The organism is Amycolatopsis nivea (assembly GCF_004522235.1).
Classification (GTDB): domain Bacteria; phylum Actinomycetota; class Actinomycetes; order Mycobacteriales; family Pseudonocardiaceae; genus Amycolatopsis; species Amycolatopsis nivea.
This window is the reverse complement of record NZ_SDLT01000002.1, coordinates 154,984-169,481: the sequence shown is the minus strand read 5'-3', so window position 1 is coordinate 169,481 and position 14,498 is coordinate 154,984. Positions and strand designations below refer to the sequence as shown.

The window sequence follows — 14,498 nt, the reverse complement described above, 5'->3', positions numbered from 1 at the left end:
GGGGGCAAGAGCATGGCGCTGATCGACTACCCGCCGAACTGGAACGGCGTGGTCGAAAAAGCACAGAAGGTCGACAAGATCAACCCGGACGCGATCAGCAAAGCCGGGCAGCAGTTCAGCGACGCCGCGAAGCAGGCGGGCGACCACAGTGCCGCGCTGAACAATTCCACGAAGTCGTTGGCAGGCGGGGTGTGGGAAGGTCCGGCTGCGGACTCTTTCGTCGAGTACGTCACGCAGATCACCAAAGCGGGCGACAAGGTGCAGGGGCATCTTGACGAGGTCGGCAAGGACCTCACCCAGCTGTCGAGCGACCTCGGCGGGATCAAGAGCAAGGTCACCGAGGCCTTCAACACCGCCAAGTCGAACATCGACAAACGCATCAAGGAAGAGTCGGACAAGGCGCAGAAGGCGCAGGCTGCCGAGGCGGCGTACGCCAACGACAAGTCGGACAAGAAGGGCCCGCCGCCCAGCCCGACGTCGGCGAAGATCATCTCCGACGCGAACGAGGCGAACCAGAAGGACGCGACTGCGGCCGAGCAGACCATCGACCCGCTGCTGAAGCAGGCCGACGACATGGTCAAGAAGTCCCAAGACCTGATGAAGACCCAGATCGAGGGTGGCTACTCGAAGGTCCCGCTCCCCAACTCGGACGGCACCGTCCCACAGAGCACCGGCGGTCTGCACACCGGACACGGCGGTGGCGGTGGCGGCGGGGGCGGTCACCACGGCGGCGGTGGCGGTGGTGCCAGCGGCGGCGGTCTCGGCCCGAGCGGCGGTCCGCCGTCCTCGCCTCCGCCCGGCAACGTTCAGCAGTGGATCCAGGAAGCGATCAAGGCACTGCAGGCCGCGGGCGTGAACGTGACCGACGCGGACATCAAGAACATCTGGGCGATCATCCAGCACGAGTCCGGCGGCAATCCGAATGCTATAAATAACTGGGATTCGAATGCCGCGGCCGGGCATCCGTCCAAGGGGCTGATGCAGTGCATCGACTCGACGTTCAACGCGCACAAGCTGCCGGGGCACGACAACATCTACAACCCGGTCGACAACATCATCGCCGGCGTGCGGTACTCGATCGACCGGTACGGCTCGATCGGCAACGTGCCGGGCATCCAGGCGATGGCGCACGGCGGCGCGTACCGCGGTTACTGACGGCGCACCCGCACGGCCACACCCCGCACGCGGTTCCGCCGGTTAGCCTGGCCGCATGGTCGACATCGGTGCTTTCGGCGGGCCCGCGTTGCGGGCAGGCGTGCCTCCTTTCCACGTGATGGACGTGCTGTCCGCGGCGCAGGCCCGGCAGCGCAGCCACGGCGACCTGATTTCGCTGGCTGCCGGGCAGCCGTCCGTGCCCGCTCCGGCGGCGGTGCTGCGGGCGGCACAGGAAGCGCTCGGCAAGCACACCCTCGGCTACACCGAACAGCTCGGCATTCCTGAGCTGCGCGAAGCCGTCGCCGGGCATTACCGGCGCACCTACGACATCGACGTGTCCGCCTCCGACGTCGTCATGACCACCGGTTCGTCCGGCGGGTTCCTGCTGTCGTTCCTCAGCGCGTTCGATCCCGGCGCGCGGGTCGCGATGGCCCGTCCTGGCTACCCGGCGTACCGGAATCTGCTGAACGTCCTCGGCTGCGAGGTCGTCGAGTTCGCCACCACGGCCGAGACGAATTTCCAGCCGACCGTCGAGCAGCTCGATCGGCTCGGGCCGATCGACGGGCTCATCGTCGCGAGTCCCAGCAATCCCACCGGGACCGTGCTGCCGCCGGGCGAGCTTGCCGCGATCTCCGGCTGGTGCGCCTCGCACGGCGTGCAGTTGATCAGCGACGAGATCTACCACGGCATCTCGTACGGCAAGCAGCTCGATTGCGCCTGGCAGTACGGCCGGGAAGCGCTGGTCCTCGGCTCGTTCTCGAAGTATTTCGCGATGACCGGCTGGCGGCTCGGCTGGATGCTGGTGCCGCAGCGCCTGCACCGCGCGGTCGACGTCCTCACCGGCAACTTCACCATCTGCCCGCCCGCGGTTTCGCAGTACGCGGCCGTCGCGGCGTTCACGCGAGAGTCGTACGCCGAAGCGGACGCACACGTCGAGCACTACCGGCGCAACCGCGACCTGCTGTTCGCCGGGCTGCGCGAGATCGGTCTCGACAAGCTCGTCCCGGCTGACGGCGCGTTCTACGCCTACGCCGACGTCTCCGACCACACCACCGACAGCCTGAGCTGGTGCCAGCGCTTGCTCGCCGACACCGGCCTCGCGATCACCCCGGGAATCGACTTCGACCCGGTCGACGGCGGCCGCTACGTGCGGTTTTCCTTCGCGGGCGCGACCGAGGACGTGACCGAGGGGCTGCGCCGGCTCGGCGGCTGGCTGGGGTGAATCCGGTCAGGGGAACCCGGAGATGTCCCTGAACGTTGGCCCAGCGTAGAGAGTTTCCGTCGCACGGATGGCACGCTGGAGGGCACCGGGCCGACGTGGCGCGGAAACGGCATCGGAGGAGCCATGTTCTGGAAGATCGTCGGAGCGCTCGTCGTGGCTTGGATCGCCTTCATGGTGATCGGGTCCGTGATCGGCTTCCTGTTCAAGGCCGTGCTGTGGATCGGCATCATCGGCGGGGTGCTGTTCCTGGGTACCGCGGCCTACGGGGCGATCACCGGGAAGAAGCAGTCGAAGCGCATCAGCCGCTGACCGGCGCCGAACCATACTGGGCGGACGAGACGGCTCCCGCGCCGAGAAGGTGCGGGAGCCGTTCGCCGTTCAGGCCAGTGCGGCGCGGGCGGCCTCGGCGCCGTCCCACAGGTGTGCGCGGATTCCGACCGCACGCGCGCCGTCGATGTTGACCTGGCGGTCGTCGAAGAACAGGCACTCGTCCGGTTTGGCACCCAGTTTGTCCAGCAGCAGCTGGAAAATCTCGGCGTCCGGCTTGGCGACCTTCACGTCGCCGGAGAACAGCGTGTGCTTGAACAGCTTCGACCACTCCTGCTCGCGCACCCAGACGCCGAACGCCGACGGCGCGTTCGAGAGCAGCGCGAGCGAGGCGCCGGCGTCGGACAGCGACTGCAGCAGGTCGAGCGATCCCGGCGCGAGCTGTCCCCAGCCCGCCACGTCGAGCGCGGTCAGCTCGGCCGACAGCGCGTCGTCCACCTTCGCGCCCACCTGGTCGCCGATCGACGTCCAGTACTCCAGGTCAGGGCAGCCGCGGTCGTACGGATCGCGCACGCTCCAGTACACCGGCTCGAACGTCTCGAGCGAGACGCCCATCGCGGCGGCCAGCTTCGGCACCGCGGCGGTGCGGAGGCTGAGCACCTCGCCGTAGTCGAACACGATCCAGTTGGTCACCCGAGTCCCCCAGGGTTCAGGCACCGGCTTTGATCCGGCGCAGTGCTTCGTCGATGTCGGCGGACGAAAGGTCGCGGTGCGTCACGAACCGGACCTTGCCCGCCATGGGCAGGGCCTGGATGCCGAGCGAGCCGAGCCAGTTCAGCGCGGTCGGCACGTCCGGCACCCCGGCCAGAACGATATTGGTGTCCGGCGCCGGCACGTCCCAGCCGTGTTCGGAGAGGCCGTCGGCCAGCCGTTTCGCGAACTCGTGCGTCTCGGCCAGCTCGTCGACGCGGTCCAGCGCGACCAGGCACGCCGCGGCGAGCACCCCGCCCTGACGCACGCCGCCGCCGAGCATCTGCCGCATCCGGCGGGCCTGCTCGACGAACTCGACGCTGCCCGCGACGACCGAGCCGACCGGCGCGCCGAGGCCCTTGCTGAAGCACGCCGACACCGAGTCCACGCCGACCGTCAGGGCGGCGGGCGGCACCTGCAACGCGACCGCCGCGTGCCAGATCCGCGCGCCGTCGAGGTGCACGGTGAGCCCGGCCTGCTTCGCGACCGACAGCAGTTGCGCGTGCTCGTCGGGCGGAGTGACCGCGCCGCCGGCCGCGTTGTGCGTGTTCTCCAGGCACAACAGCGTGGTGCGGAGCGTGAAGTACGGGCCGGGGTTGCCGATCGCCGCTTCGAGCGTTTCCGGCAGGCACCGGCCGGGGCCCGCGTCGTGTTCGAGGATGTCCGGCATGCCGCCGGCCAGCCAGGCGGCCGAGCCGAGTTCGTTGACGAGCACGTGCGCGCCGCGGGTGGCGAGGAATCGGTCGCCTCGTCGCAGGTGAACGCTCAGCGCGATGAGGTTCGCCATCGTCCCGCTCGGCGTCCACAGCGCCGCGGGCATCCCGAGCGTCTGCGCGGCCCGGCGTTCGAGTTCGGCGATGGTCGGGTCGGTGCCGATGACGTTGTCGTCGACCTCGGCCTCGGCCATGGCCGCGCGCATGATCGCGTCCGGGCGGGTGACGGTGTCGGAACGGAAGTCGATCAGCTGCCCAGTCATGGTCACAGTCCGATCACATCACACAGGTGGGCGCGGCATCAATGCGGCGGGGGGTGGAACGTTTCCGGCCGGACGTGCAACCGTGGACGCCCCCGGATCCGTCCCTTCACCGGACATGGCCAGAGCGGAGCTGCAAAGCGCGTGGACCAGCGCGACGAACAGGAGTTCGCGGAGTACTTCGCCGCGAGGAGGGACGCCGTGCGCCGGACTGCCTATTTGATGTGCGGGGATTGGCACAAAGCCGACGACCTCGCGCAGACGGCGTTCGTCGCGTTGCACCGGAGGTGGAAGAAGATCAGAGACCGCGCGGCGACCGACGCGTACGTGCGCAAGACGCTCGTGCGCGCGGTCATCGACGAATCCCGCCGTCCGTGGCGGCGGGAGCGGCAGACCGAGGTGCTGCCCGAACCTGTCGACGACAGTCCCGGGCTGGCCGAACGCGTCGCGACTCGCGAGGACCTGCTCGCGGCGCTGAAGGAAGTGCCGCCGAAGCAACGGGCGGTGCTGGTGCTGCGGTTCTTCGACGGACTGGACGTCGGGGCCGCGGCCACGGCGCTGGGCTGCAGCGAAGGCAACGTGAAGAGCCAGACGGCGCGCGGGCTGGCGAATCTGCGCCAGGTGCTGGAACGGGAGGTGGAGACCAATGGATGAGCGGGAAGCCGAGACGTTGTTCTCCGCCGGTACCGGCGAGGTGCCGCCTCCGACGTTCTCGGTGGACGACGTGGTGCGCCGTTCGAAGCGCGAGACGCTGCGCCGGCGCAACCGGATCACCGTCGGCGCGGCGGCCGTGGTCGTGGCCGCCGGGTTCGGCGCCTGGGGAATTGTGGGTATTTCGAGCGAGAAGTCCGATTCCGCCGCGAATTCCGTCGCCGCGCCGGTGCAACCCGGCGGGTCGGCGGCGCGTCCTTTCAGCAATGGGGATGACTTCCCGGGTCAGCCGTCTCGGCAGGGAGCCGGCGAAACCGGGAGGACCGACCCTCGGGTCGAAGGCACCTCCGGGTGCGGACGGGTGGACTGGGAGCTCGCCACTGCCCTCGCTGGCGAGCTCCCAGGCCACTTGAATGCCGCGCAGGCTTCCCCAGGCAGCGTTTGTACGACGTCGTCGCGCGGCGCCGGGTTCCCGCTTCCGGACGGGATGATCGGCGCGGCGGTGTTCGCTCGCGGCACCGCGGTGAACGTGCCCACGCAACCCGCCGGAGCCGTCACCGTGCGTCAGCAAACCGGCAGCGGCGGAACTCTCGTGCTGGTCAGCGTGCCGGGGACTTCCGGGCATCCGGCACCGTACGCAACCGACCTCGCGCGCTTCGCTGCTTCGCTGGCCGCCCGGTTCTGATCGGCGGTCGCCGGAGCGGCTGGCAGAATAACCGGACATGACGGCAGCAGCCACCACTCCCAAGGGCGAGCGACGACGGGCCGCGCTCGTCGAAGCCGCCGCTGAGCTGCTGGTCGAGGGTGGTTTCGACGCGGTCCGGCACCGCGCGGTCGCCGAGCGGGCGGGCCTGCCGCTGGCGTCCACGACGTACTACTTCGACTCGCTGGAAGAGCTCGTCACCGCCGCGGTAGAGCACCACGGGCAGACCGAGCTGGCGAACGGGCGACGGCAGCTCGAGGACCTGACGACCCGGAACCGGGGCGTGCAGGCGACCGTGGAACTCGTGCTGGACATGCTGCTCGGCCCGCAGAGCGGCGATCCGGAAGCCGATGCCGAGGCGGTCCTGCTGCGCTACGAACGCCTGGTCGCGACCGGGCGGCGGCCGTATCTGCGCCCGTTGATGCGGACGCTGTCCCAGCAGCTCAACGAACTGCTGACGGAGATCTTGGCCCGCTCCGGGACGCCGGTGGCCAAGGACGAACTGGACCGGCTGGTCGCGCTGGTCGACGGGACCGTGGTCAACGCGCTGATCGCGGTCGACCCGGCTCCGCGCGCCGCGGCCGGGCGGATGCTCCGGACCGCGCTCGCTGAGACTGTCCACTGAGGACAGTTACTCCGGATAGGCCGCCGTGGCGCGGATTTCGATCAGCAGTCCCGGGCTGGCGAGTCCGCTGACGCCGATCATCGACCACGCCGGGTAGGGCTCGGCGGTCACGAGGCGCTTCTTGGCTTCCAGGAAACCGGGCAGGTGCTGGTGGATGTCCACGTGGTAGCTCGTGATGTCGACCAGCGCGGAGAGGTCGAGTCCTTCCAGGCGAAGGATTTCCTCGATCCGGCGGACCGCGATCTCGGTCTGTTCCTCGATGGTTTCCGCGATCTCTCCGTCCGGGCGGCGACCGATTGTCCCCGCGATGAAGAGATGGTTGCCCGCGCGGACGGCGGCTGAGTAGCCGAAGCGGGTGAAGGCTGAGGCCCCGGACGGGCCGAAAACCTCGGAGTCCTCGGGGATTTTGACGGCGTACATGGTGGATCCCTTTCTCAGATGCCCCAGCGCGACGTATGCGAGGCGCGTTCCAGCCGGGTTTCGCCATCGGCCTCGCGTTCCCGCAAGAAATCAGCGGGGACGGACGGGACTGGCGCGTTCTTCGGATTCTTCGCGGCCTGCGCGACGATCGCGTCGGTGAGCGAGCGGACCATCTCGAGCCGCGGGTAAGCGGCGTGGATCGCCACGCCCTCCTCGTCGGTGACGGCCGAGAGGTACTCGGCGCCGACCGGGCCGCCGAAGTCGACGGAGACCCCGGCGCGGACGAGCACGCACAGCGGACCACGGCGTTCCGCGATGCCCGCGGTGGTGTGCAAGGCGATGGCTTGCCAGACCTCGTCGGCGTCCGCGGTGGAAATCCCTTGCTTTGCCAGGAAACCAGCCGCTCGGTCGGCACCTTCGACCTCGAAGCGCTCCACGTGCGGACCGTCCGGAGCGACGCCGATGTCGTGCATCACGCATGCGGCGAACAGCAGGTCGTCGGCATAGCCGGACACGGCCAGCCGGTCGGCGACCAGCCGCGCGAACAGGTAGGAGCGGACGCTGTGGTTGAACACTGACTGCGATTCCATCGGGCGGACGACCTCGAGGACGGCGTCCGCCAGCGGAGTCGCGGGCAGCGCGACCACCGGGTCCGAAAGGAGTTCGGTCATGCCTTCAAGGCTGGCCCGCACCGCTCTGACCTGGCGAGTGGCAAGTTTGCCGTACTTCGATAGAATCTTGCCATGACGGTGCATCGGGTCGCGGTGCTGGCGCTCGACGGGGTCCTCCCCCTGGACCTGGCGATTCCGGCGCAGGTGTTCCAGGTCCGGCCGCAAACGCACTACGAGATGTCGCTGTGCGCGCTCGGTCCGACGGTCGCGACCAGCGCCGGGTTCGAGCTGGCCGCGGAAGGCGGGATCGAGGAACTGCGCGCGGCGGACACGGTGATCGTGCCGGGGTACGACCCGGTCCGCGACACGCCGGAAGCGGCGGTCGAGCTGCTGGCCGAGGCGCGCGATCGGGGACGGCGGGTGGTGTCCATCTGCACGGGTGCGTTCGCATTGGCCGCCGCGGGAGTGCTGGACGGCCTGCACGCCACGACGCATTGGGAATATATCGACGAATTTGAGCGGGCGTACCCTTCGGTCCAGGTCGACCGGGATGTGCTTTACGTCGACGAGGGCGACGTGCTCACCTCGGCGGGCGTGTGCTGTGGCATCGATCTGTGTCTGCACATCGTGCGCCGCGACTTGGGTGCCGCGGTCGCCAATCGGATCGCGCGCGGTCTCGTCGCCGCTCCGCATCGCGAAGGCGGGCAGGCGCAGTACGTGCCCGCGCCGCTCGCGGACGCTGGCGACGCTTCGCTGTCCGCCACGCGCGAATGGGCGTTGCAGCGGCTGGACGAATCGCTCAGCATCCGTCTGCTGGCCCGGCACGCGGAGATGTCGCAGCGGACGTTCCTGCGCAGGTTCGCCGAGGAAACCGGGACCACGCCGTTGCAGTGGCTGCTCAACGCCCGGCTCGGCAAAGCGCGGGAACTGCTGGAAACCACGGACTATTCGGTGGACCGGGTCGCGCGGGACTGCGGTCTCGGCACTCCGGCCAACCTGCGGCTGCATTTCCGGCGGACCCTCGGGACCACGCCGACGGCCTACCGCCGCGCGTTCACTTCCTGACCCGACCGCTTCGCGTCGGCGGCGGATTTCACCAGCAGCTCCAGCATCGCGGTCTCCGCGCCGACCGGGTCGTGCGCGGCGATGGCGTCGAGCACCCGGCGGTGACTCGGTACCGGATCGTCGGTGGGACCGGCGCTGTGGACGAGTTTGTCCCGCTCCGCCAAGCCGATCGCGATGACGCGTTCGATCTGGAGCAGGAAGTTGTTGTGCGCGGCGGTCAACAGGCTGCGGTGGAACGCGAGATCCGCCTCGACGCTCGCTTCCGGATCCGGTGCTTCGACCATCGCGTCGAGGGCGGATTCAAGCGCGGCAACGTCTTCGGCGGTCGCGCGTTCGGCAGCCATCCGCGCCGCCGCGGGCTCGACCACGGCGCGGACCTCGGCCAATTCGTCCAGCAGGCCAGCGTTTCCGCGTGCGGTAGTTTGCCAGCGCATGACGTCGGCGTCGAGCAGTTGCCAACTCTCGCGCGGTTGCACGTAAGTGCCGTGCTTCTGCCGCGCGCCGATCATTCCCTTTGCTGTCAATACCTTCAACGCTTCCCGCAGTGCGGTGAGGCTGATGTCGAGCTCCTCGCGCAGCGCGGGAAGGTCCAGCACCATGCCCTCGGGCCATTCGCCGGACAGAATGCGCGCGGCGAGCGTTTCCACGGTCTGTCCGTGCAGGCCGCGAGGGCGTTGGTCGGTCACCGGAGCGGGAGTACGCACGTCGGGGAACCGGTCGGATACTTCCGGACGTTCGCGTTTCCCAATTCCTTCAACGGGAAAACGGAAACGACATCGTCCTTGAAGGCGGCGGTGTAGCAGGTTCCGTCCGCTACCGCGAAGTTCCATGGGAACGAACCGCACGGCTGATCGGCCGTCGCGCGCAGCGGGGTCCCGGCGAACGACGTGATGCATTCCGGTCCGCGATTCGACAGGTAGATCCCGGAGTCGAGCACTTCCAGGTGCGCCACCAGGGATTCGCCGCCGGCCGCCGTCGCCGGGGTCGCCGCGACGAACTCGAACGCTCCCGGCGAAGTCTCGCGCATCGTGATCAGCTCGCCGGACAATTCACCGGCCACGTAAGCGATTCCGTCCTCGCCGCGCACGAGCTGTCGCGGTCCCGTGCCCGGAGGGAGCGACGAGACGGCCAGCGGAGTCAGTTTTCCTTCGGGAGACAACGTGTAGCTGCGGATTTCGTCGGTGCCCAGATCGACGCCGCTCACCACCGAACTGTCCGCCGACGACACGGCCATGTGGACGTGCGGACCTTCCTGCCGGTCGGCGCGCAGCCCGCTTCCGGTGTGCTGCACCAGGTCCGTGCGTCCGTCGATCCGGCCGTCCTCGCGCAGGGCGAACACCGCGAGGCTGCCGCCGCCGTAGTTGGCGCACAACAGAAACCGGCCGTCCGGCGTCACCGCGAGATGGCACGGGCTGGCCCCGCCGGATTCGACGACGTCGAGCGCGACCAGGCCGTCGGCGACCGAAACGGAGGTGATCTCGCCGTAGCTCGTCTCGTTGGTCGCGTACACCATCGGCAGCGCGGGATGCTGGGTCAGCCAGGTCGGCGACACCATCGGCAACGTCGAATCCGCGGTCAGTTCGTCGCCGGAGCGCCGGAAAACCGCGATTCCCGTGCCGTTCCCGCCGGTTTCGGCGGTACGGCAGCCGACGAGTACGACGTCGCTCACGAGCTCTCCCTCACCAATGCGGCCACTCGGGCCCGGATGTCCTCAGCGGATCCACGGGTCAGCGCCGACCCGATCCCGCAGGCGACGGCGCCCGCGTCGAGCCAGCGTGGCACGTCCTCGGGAGCGATTCCACCCGTCGGCACGAGCGGGGCTTGCGGAAGCGCGGCGCGCACGTCCTTGATCCACTGCGGGCCGAGCGCGGACGCGGGGAAAACCTTTACGGCATCAGCACCTTCCTCCATCGCGCGCACGATTTCGGTGACCGAACCGGTGCCGGGCAGCGCCGCGACGCCGTACCGATGAGCGGTACGCAAGACCTCGGTGTGCAGCGACGGGGACACTAGAAACTGGGCCCCTGCCCGGATCGCGGCCGTCGCGGACGATTCGTCGAGCACCGTGCCGGCTCCGATCGTGGCGTCCGGATACGCGGCGCTCAGCTCCTCGATCGCGACGAGCGCGCCCGCGTTGGTGAGCGGGACTTCGACCGACTTCAACCCGGCGTCGAGCACTGTCCGCGCGGCGGCGACGGCCGAGGCGGCGTCCGCCGTCCGCACGATTCCGACGACGCCCTGACGCACCGCTTCGCGCGTGATCTCCCACCGGTATCCCATGGCGGCCAGCCTAGCAGGCAAATTATAAATTACTAATTATTCTTGACTGTGGCTCGAGCGCCCCGGCATGCTTGCGAACCATGCGCACTGCCGTGGTGACCGGCGCGGCGTCCGGAATCGGAGCCGCGACCGCCCGTCAGCTCGAAGCCGACGGCTACCGGGTGATCGGCGTCGACCTCGCTCCCGTGCCCGGCGGCGTGCAAGGCGACGTGACGGATGACGAGACGTGGCAACGAGTTCTTGATCTTGCGGGCGAAGTCGACGCCGTGGTCAGCAACGCGTACCTGCCGACTTTGGGTCCACTGCACGAAACCGGCCGTGCGCAATGGCAACGGCAGCTCGACGTGAACCTCACCGCGTCGTACCTGGCCGTCCGGACCTGCCTGCCCTCGCTGCGCTCTCGGAGCGGCTCGGTGGTGCTGGTTTCCTCGGTACACGCCCGATTCGGGCTTCCCGGACATCCGGCGTACGCGGCCAGCAAAGGCGCATTGGTGTCTCTGGCGCGGCAATTGGCCGTGGAGTACGCGCCGGAGGTCCGGGTGAATTCGGTGCTTCCCGGTCCGGTCGAGACCGAGGCCTGGGACCGGATCAGCGCGGAAGACCGCGAACGCAGCACCCGCGCGACACCGGCCGGACGGCTGGGCGACCCGGCCGAAGTCGCCGCGGTGATCGCGTTCCTGCTCTCGCCCGCGGCTTCGTTCGTGACGGGGGCGGACCTGACCGTCGACGGCGGCTGGTCGGCCGCGAAAGACTCTGCTTAGGAGACAAGGTGCAGATCACCGGGATCGAAACGTTCCTCGTCGCGCCGCGCTGGTTGTTCCTCAAGATCAGCACCGACGAGGGCATCGCGGGCTGGGGCGAACCGGTCGTCGAAGGTCGCGCCGGGACTGTTCGCGCTGCCGTGCACGAGCTGGCCGAGCTGCTCGTCGGGAAGGATCCGCTGCGCATCGAGGACCACTGGCAGGTGCTGCGCCGAGGCGGCTTCTACCGGGGCGGTCCAGTGCTCTCCAGCGCGCTCGCCGGGTTCGACCAGGCGCTGTGGGACATCGCGGGCAAGGCCCGGAACGCGCCGGTGCACGAGCTGCTCGGCGGTCCGGTGCGCGACCGCGTGCGGGTGTATTCGTGGGTCGGCGGCGACCGTCCGGCGGGGATCTTCGACGCGGTGTCCGCGCAGGTCGAGCGGGGTTTCACCGCGGTGAAGATGAACGTCGCCGGACCTCTCTCGCCGATCGCCACGCCCGCCGAGGCTCAGGCGGCACTGGCCCGCGCCAGGGAGGCCAGGGAAGCGCTCGGACCCGACCGGGACCTAGCGATCGACTTCCACGGCCGCGTCTCGCCCGCGATGGCGCGCCGGCTGGTGAAGATGCTCGAAGAAGTACAGCCGATGTTCGTCGAGGAGCCGGTGCTGCCGGAACTGCCCGCTGACGTGGTGGCGTCGGTGGTCGAGGCCTCGACGGTGCCGATCGCGCTCGGGGAACGGCTGTTCTCGCGCTGGGAGTTCAAGCCGGTGCTGGACGCGGGCGTCGCCGTGGTGCAGCCGGACCCGTCGCACGCGGGCGGCATCTCGGAGCTGCGCCGGATCGCCGCGCTCGCCGAGGTGTACGGCGCGAACCTGGCCCCGCACTGCCCGCTCGGCCCGATCTCGCTGGCCGCCGCGATGCAGGTCGCGTTCGCGACGCCGAACTTCCTCATCCAGGAGCAAAGCCTCGGCATGCACTACCACGACGGCCGCGAGCCGGTCGCCTATCTCGCCGACGACGCGCTGTTCCGCTTCGTCGACGGCTACGCCGCACGCCCGACCGCGCCCGGGCTCGGCATCGAGGTGGACGAGGAGGCGGTCCGCCGCGCCGACGAGACCGGACACGCCTGGCGGTCGCCGGTGTGGCGGCTGCCCGACGGCAGCTTCACGGAGTGGTGAGGTGTCGGCGGTGTCGCTTCCGATCGCGTGCGCGTTCAGGAAGTCGCCGACACCGGCCGGTCGGCGTGGTGGCTGAGACCTCCGCGATACGCGAGCGGTGACGAGCAGGCCGGGTTGGCGATGCCGGTGCAAGACCCGCGTCGACGGTTGCGCCACGCCTCCGGGCTCGGCATCGAGGTGGATGAGGCCGCCGTCCGCCGCGCCGACGAGACCGGACACGCCTGGCGGTCCCCGGTGTGGCGGCTGCCCGACGGCAGCTTCACGGAGTGGTGACCGCCCCGCTGACCTGCGCAGGTATCGTGGCCGCGTGACGGACAAGCCCCGCATTCCGAACGTGCTCGCCGCCCGCTACGCCTCGCCTGAGCTGGTGGCGCTCTGGTCGCCCGAACGCAAGGTCGTGCTCGAGCGGCGGCTGTGGCTCGCCGTGCTGCGGGCCCAGGCCGAACTGGGCGTCGAGGTGCCCGACGGCGTCCTCGACGACTACGAGCGCGTGGTCGAGCAGGTCGACCTCGACTCGATCGCCGCGCGCGAACGCGTCACCCGGCATGACGTGAAGGCCCGGATCGAGGAGTTCAACGCCCTCGCCGGGCACGAGCACGTGCACAAGGGCATGACCTCGCGCGACCTCACCGAGAACGTCGAGCAGCTGCAGCAGCTGCGGTCGCTGGAACTGGTCCGCGGCCGCGTCGCCGCGGTGCTGTCGCGGCTGGCCGCGCTGGCGGTCGAGCACTCCGACCTGGTGATGGCCGGCCGCTCGCACAACGTCGCCGCGCAGGCGACCACCCTCGGCAAGCGCTTCGCGACCGCCGCTGACGAGCTGCTCGTCGCGTTCTCCCGGCTGGACAACCTGATCGAGCGCTACCCGCTGCGCGGCATCAAGGGCCCGGTCGGCACCGCGCAGGACATGCTCGACCTGCTCGGCGACGAGTCCACTTTGGACCAGCTGGAATCCCGGATCGCCGAGCACCTCGGCTTCGGCAACCGGTTCGTCAGCGTCGGCCAGGTGTACCCGCGTTCGCTCGACTTCGACGTGCTTTCCACTGTGGTCCAGCTCGCCGCCGCGCCGTCCAGCCTCGCCAAGACGATCCGGCTGATGGCCGGGCACGAGCTGGTCACCGAGGGCTTCAAGCCGGGCCAGGTCGGGTCGTCGGCCATGCCGCACAAGATGAACACCCGCTCGTGCGAGCGCGTGAACGGGCTCGCGGTGGTGCTGCGCGGGTACTTGTCGATGATCGGCGAACTGGCAGGCGACCAGTGGAACGAGGGCGACGTCTCGGATTCCGTGGTGCGCCGCGTCGCGCTGCCGGACGCGTTCTTCGCGCTCGACGGCCTGCTCGAAACCTTCCTCACCGTGCTCGGCGAGTTCGGCGCGTTCCCGGCCGTGCTCGAGCGTGAGCTTGATCGCTATCTCCCGTTCCTCGCGACCACGAAGGTGCTCATGGCGTCGGTGCGCCGGGGCGTCGGGCGTGAGACGGCTCACGAGGCCATCAAGGAGAACGCCGTCGGGGTCGCCCTCGCGATGCGCGAACGCGGGGCGGAGAACGACCTCCTCGACCGGCTCGCGGCCGACGAACGCCTCCCGCTCGACCGCGCTGACCTGGACGAACTCCTCGCCGACCGGATCTCGTTCACCGGCGTGGCCCCGCGTCAGGTCGAGGAAGTCGCGGCGCGCGTCGAGGACGTGCTCAAGCGGTTCCCGGAGGCCGCGGCGTACGCGCCGCAGCCGATTCTGTGAGTGCGCGCACGTCGTCCACGTGCTGAGACGGCATTACTCGATCGGGCGAAGCTTTTAGTCTTCGTGCCGAACCCGGAAGCGCCAGGCCGCCACCCCGCGGCCTGGCGCTTCTTGTCTGCGCAC

18 protein-coding genes are annotated in these 14,498 nt (G+C 69.5%); 11 read left to right on the top strand and 7 right to left on the bottom strand.

Going from position 1 to position 14,498, the window contains the following annotated elements:
- Window positions 1-12: 12 nt before the first annotated feature.
- The 3 genes from EIZ44_RS02955 to EIZ44_RS02945 all read left to right on the top strand — a co-directional run bounded on the left by EIZ44_RS02955 (window position 13) and on the right by EIZ44_RS02945 (window position 2,686).
- Window positions 13-1,155: a transglycosylase SLT domain-containing protein gene (locus EIZ44_RS02955; protein ID WP_134727658.1), complete on the top strand. Its 1,143-nt coding sequence runs from the start codon at window positions 13-15 to the stop codon at window positions 1,153-1,155.
- 55 nt (window positions 1,156-1,210) lie between these two features.
- Window positions 1,211-2,377 (top strand): pyridoxal phosphate-dependent aminotransferase, encoded by a 1,167-nt coding sequence (locus tag EIZ44_RS02950; RefSeq protein WP_134727657.1) that lies wholly within the window; start codon window positions 1,211-1,213, stop codon window positions 2,375-2,377.
- 123 nt (window positions 2,378-2,500) lie between these two features.
- The gene (locus tag EIZ44_RS02945) at window positions 2,501-2,686 is read left to right on the top strand and encodes a hypothetical protein (protein WP_043834731.1); all 186 of its coding nucleotides are present in this window, start codon (window positions 2,501-2,503) and stop codon (window positions 2,684-2,686) included.
- A gap of 69 nt (window positions 2,687-2,755) precedes the next feature.
- Here the strand turns inward: EIZ44_RS02945 and EIZ44_RS02940 are convergent, their stop codons facing one another.
- Together EIZ44_RS02940 and EIZ44_RS02935 are read right to left on the bottom strand one after the other, a co-directional pair.
- Window positions 2,756-3,337, bottom strand: a complete 582-nt coding sequence (locus tag EIZ44_RS02940; RefSeq protein WP_043834729.1) for an HAD family hydrolase — start codon at window positions 3,335-3,337, stop codon at window positions 2,756-2,758.
- Window positions 3,338-3,353: 16 nt separating this feature from the next.
- The gene (locus tag EIZ44_RS02935; RefSeq protein ID WP_167753953.1) at window positions 3,354-4,370 is read right to left on the bottom strand and encodes a threonine aldolase family protein; all 1,017 of its coding nucleotides are present in this window, start codon (window positions 4,368-4,370) and stop codon (window positions 3,354-3,356) included.
- A gap of 141 nt (window positions 4,371-4,511) precedes the next feature.
- Here EIZ44_RS02935 and EIZ44_RS02930 point away from each other — a divergent pair, with 141 nt between their 5' ends.
- The 3 genes from EIZ44_RS02930 to EIZ44_RS02920 are packed head-to-tail and all read left to right on the top strand — an operon-like array spanning window position 4,512 to window position 6,346.
- Entirely contained in the window at window positions 4,512-5,021 is a 510-nt protein-coding gene (locus EIZ44_RS02930; RefSeq protein ID WP_037808752.1) for a SigE family RNA polymerase sigma factor, read from the top strand.
- The gene (locus EIZ44_RS02925) at window positions 5,014-5,703 is read left to right on the top strand and encodes a hypothetical protein (RefSeq protein WP_134727654.1); all 690 of its coding nucleotides are present in this window, start codon (window positions 5,014-5,016) and stop codon (window positions 5,701-5,703) included. Before EIZ44_RS02930 ends, EIZ44_RS02925 begins: the two co-directional genes overlap by 8 nt.
- 37 nt (window positions 5,704-5,740) lie before the next feature.
- The gene (locus EIZ44_RS02920; protein ID WP_134727653.1) at window positions 5,741-6,346 is read left to right on the top strand and encodes a TetR/AcrR family transcriptional regulator; all 606 of its coding nucleotides are present in this window, start codon (window positions 5,741-5,743) and stop codon (window positions 6,344-6,346) included.
- 6 nt (window positions 6,347-6,352) lie between these two features.
- Here the strand turns inward: EIZ44_RS02920 and EIZ44_RS02915 are convergent, their stop codons facing one another.
- Complete coding sequence (locus tag EIZ44_RS02915) at window positions 6,353-6,766, bottom strand: RidA family protein (protein WP_134727652.1); 414 nt, start codon at window positions 6,764-6,766, stop codon at window positions 6,353-6,355.
- A gap of 14 nt (window positions 6,767-6,780) precedes the next feature.
- Window positions 6,781-7,437, bottom strand: coding sequence for an HD domain-containing protein (locus EIZ44_RS02910; RefSeq protein ID WP_205673028.1), 657 nt, complete (start codon window positions 7,435-7,437; stop codon window positions 6,781-6,783).
- 72 nt (window positions 7,438-7,509) lie between these two features.
- Between EIZ44_RS02910 and EIZ44_RS02905 the strand changes: the two genes are divergently transcribed.
- Window positions 7,510-8,442: a GlxA family transcriptional regulator gene (locus EIZ44_RS02905; protein WP_134727650.1), complete on the top strand. Its 933-nt coding sequence runs from the start codon at window positions 7,510-7,512 to the stop codon at window positions 8,440-8,442.
- On the opposite strand, the gene EIZ44_RS02900 is transcribed toward EIZ44_RS02905, so the two are convergent.
- From EIZ44_RS02900 to EIZ44_RS02890, 3 genes are read right to left on the bottom strand one after another with little or no spacing between them, the layout of a single operon-like run.
- Window positions 8,418-9,128, bottom strand: a complete 711-nt coding sequence (locus tag EIZ44_RS02900; protein ID WP_134727649.1) for a FadR/GntR family transcriptional regulator — start codon at window positions 9,126-9,128, stop codon at window positions 8,418-8,420. The two genes, EIZ44_RS02905 and EIZ44_RS02900, sit on opposite strands and share 25 nt — an antisense overlap.
- Complete coding sequence (locus tag EIZ44_RS02895; RefSeq protein WP_134727648.1) at window positions 9,125-10,111, bottom strand: lactonase family protein; 987 nt, start codon at window positions 10,109-10,111, stop codon at window positions 9,125-9,127. Before EIZ44_RS02895 ends, EIZ44_RS02900 begins: the two co-directional genes overlap by 4 nt.
- Window positions 10,108-10,722 carry a bifunctional 4-hydroxy-2-oxoglutarate aldolase/2-dehydro-3-deoxy-phosphogluconate aldolase gene (locus EIZ44_RS02890; protein WP_043834713.1) on the bottom strand — a complete coding sequence of 205 codons (615 nt, stop codon included), beginning with the start codon at window positions 10,720-10,722 and terminating at the stop codon, window positions 10,108-10,110. Before EIZ44_RS02890 ends, EIZ44_RS02895 begins: the two co-directional genes overlap by 4 nt.
- Window positions 10,723-10,802: 80 nt before the next feature.
- Between EIZ44_RS02890 and EIZ44_RS02885 the strand changes: the two genes are divergently transcribed.
- Genes EIZ44_RS02885 through purB form a run of 4 tightly spaced genes read left to right on the top strand, consistent with a single transcriptional unit; the run spans window position 10,803 to window position 14,375 of the window.
- Entirely contained in the window at window positions 10,803-11,483 is a 681-nt protein-coding gene (locus tag EIZ44_RS02885; RefSeq protein ID WP_043834711.1) for an SDR family NAD(P)-dependent oxidoreductase, read from the top strand.
- 8 nt (window positions 11,484-11,491) lie between these two features.
- Entirely contained in the window at window positions 11,492-12,640 is a 1,149-nt protein-coding gene (gene dgoD / locus EIZ44_RS02880; RefSeq protein WP_134727647.1) for a galactonate dehydratase, read from the top strand.
- 27 nt (window positions 12,641-12,667) lie between these two features.
- Complete coding sequence (locus tag EIZ44_RS45345) at window positions 12,668-12,913, top strand: hypothetical protein (protein ID WP_134727646.1); 246 nt, start codon at window positions 12,668-12,670, stop codon at window positions 12,911-12,913.
- Window positions 12,914-12,947: 34 nt separating this feature from the next.
- Complete coding sequence (gene purB / locus EIZ44_RS02870) at window positions 12,948-14,375, top strand: adenylosuccinate lyase (protein ID WP_134727645.1); 1,428 nt, start codon at window positions 12,948-12,950, stop codon at window positions 14,373-14,375.
- Window positions 14,376-14,498 lie beyond the last annotated feature (123 nt).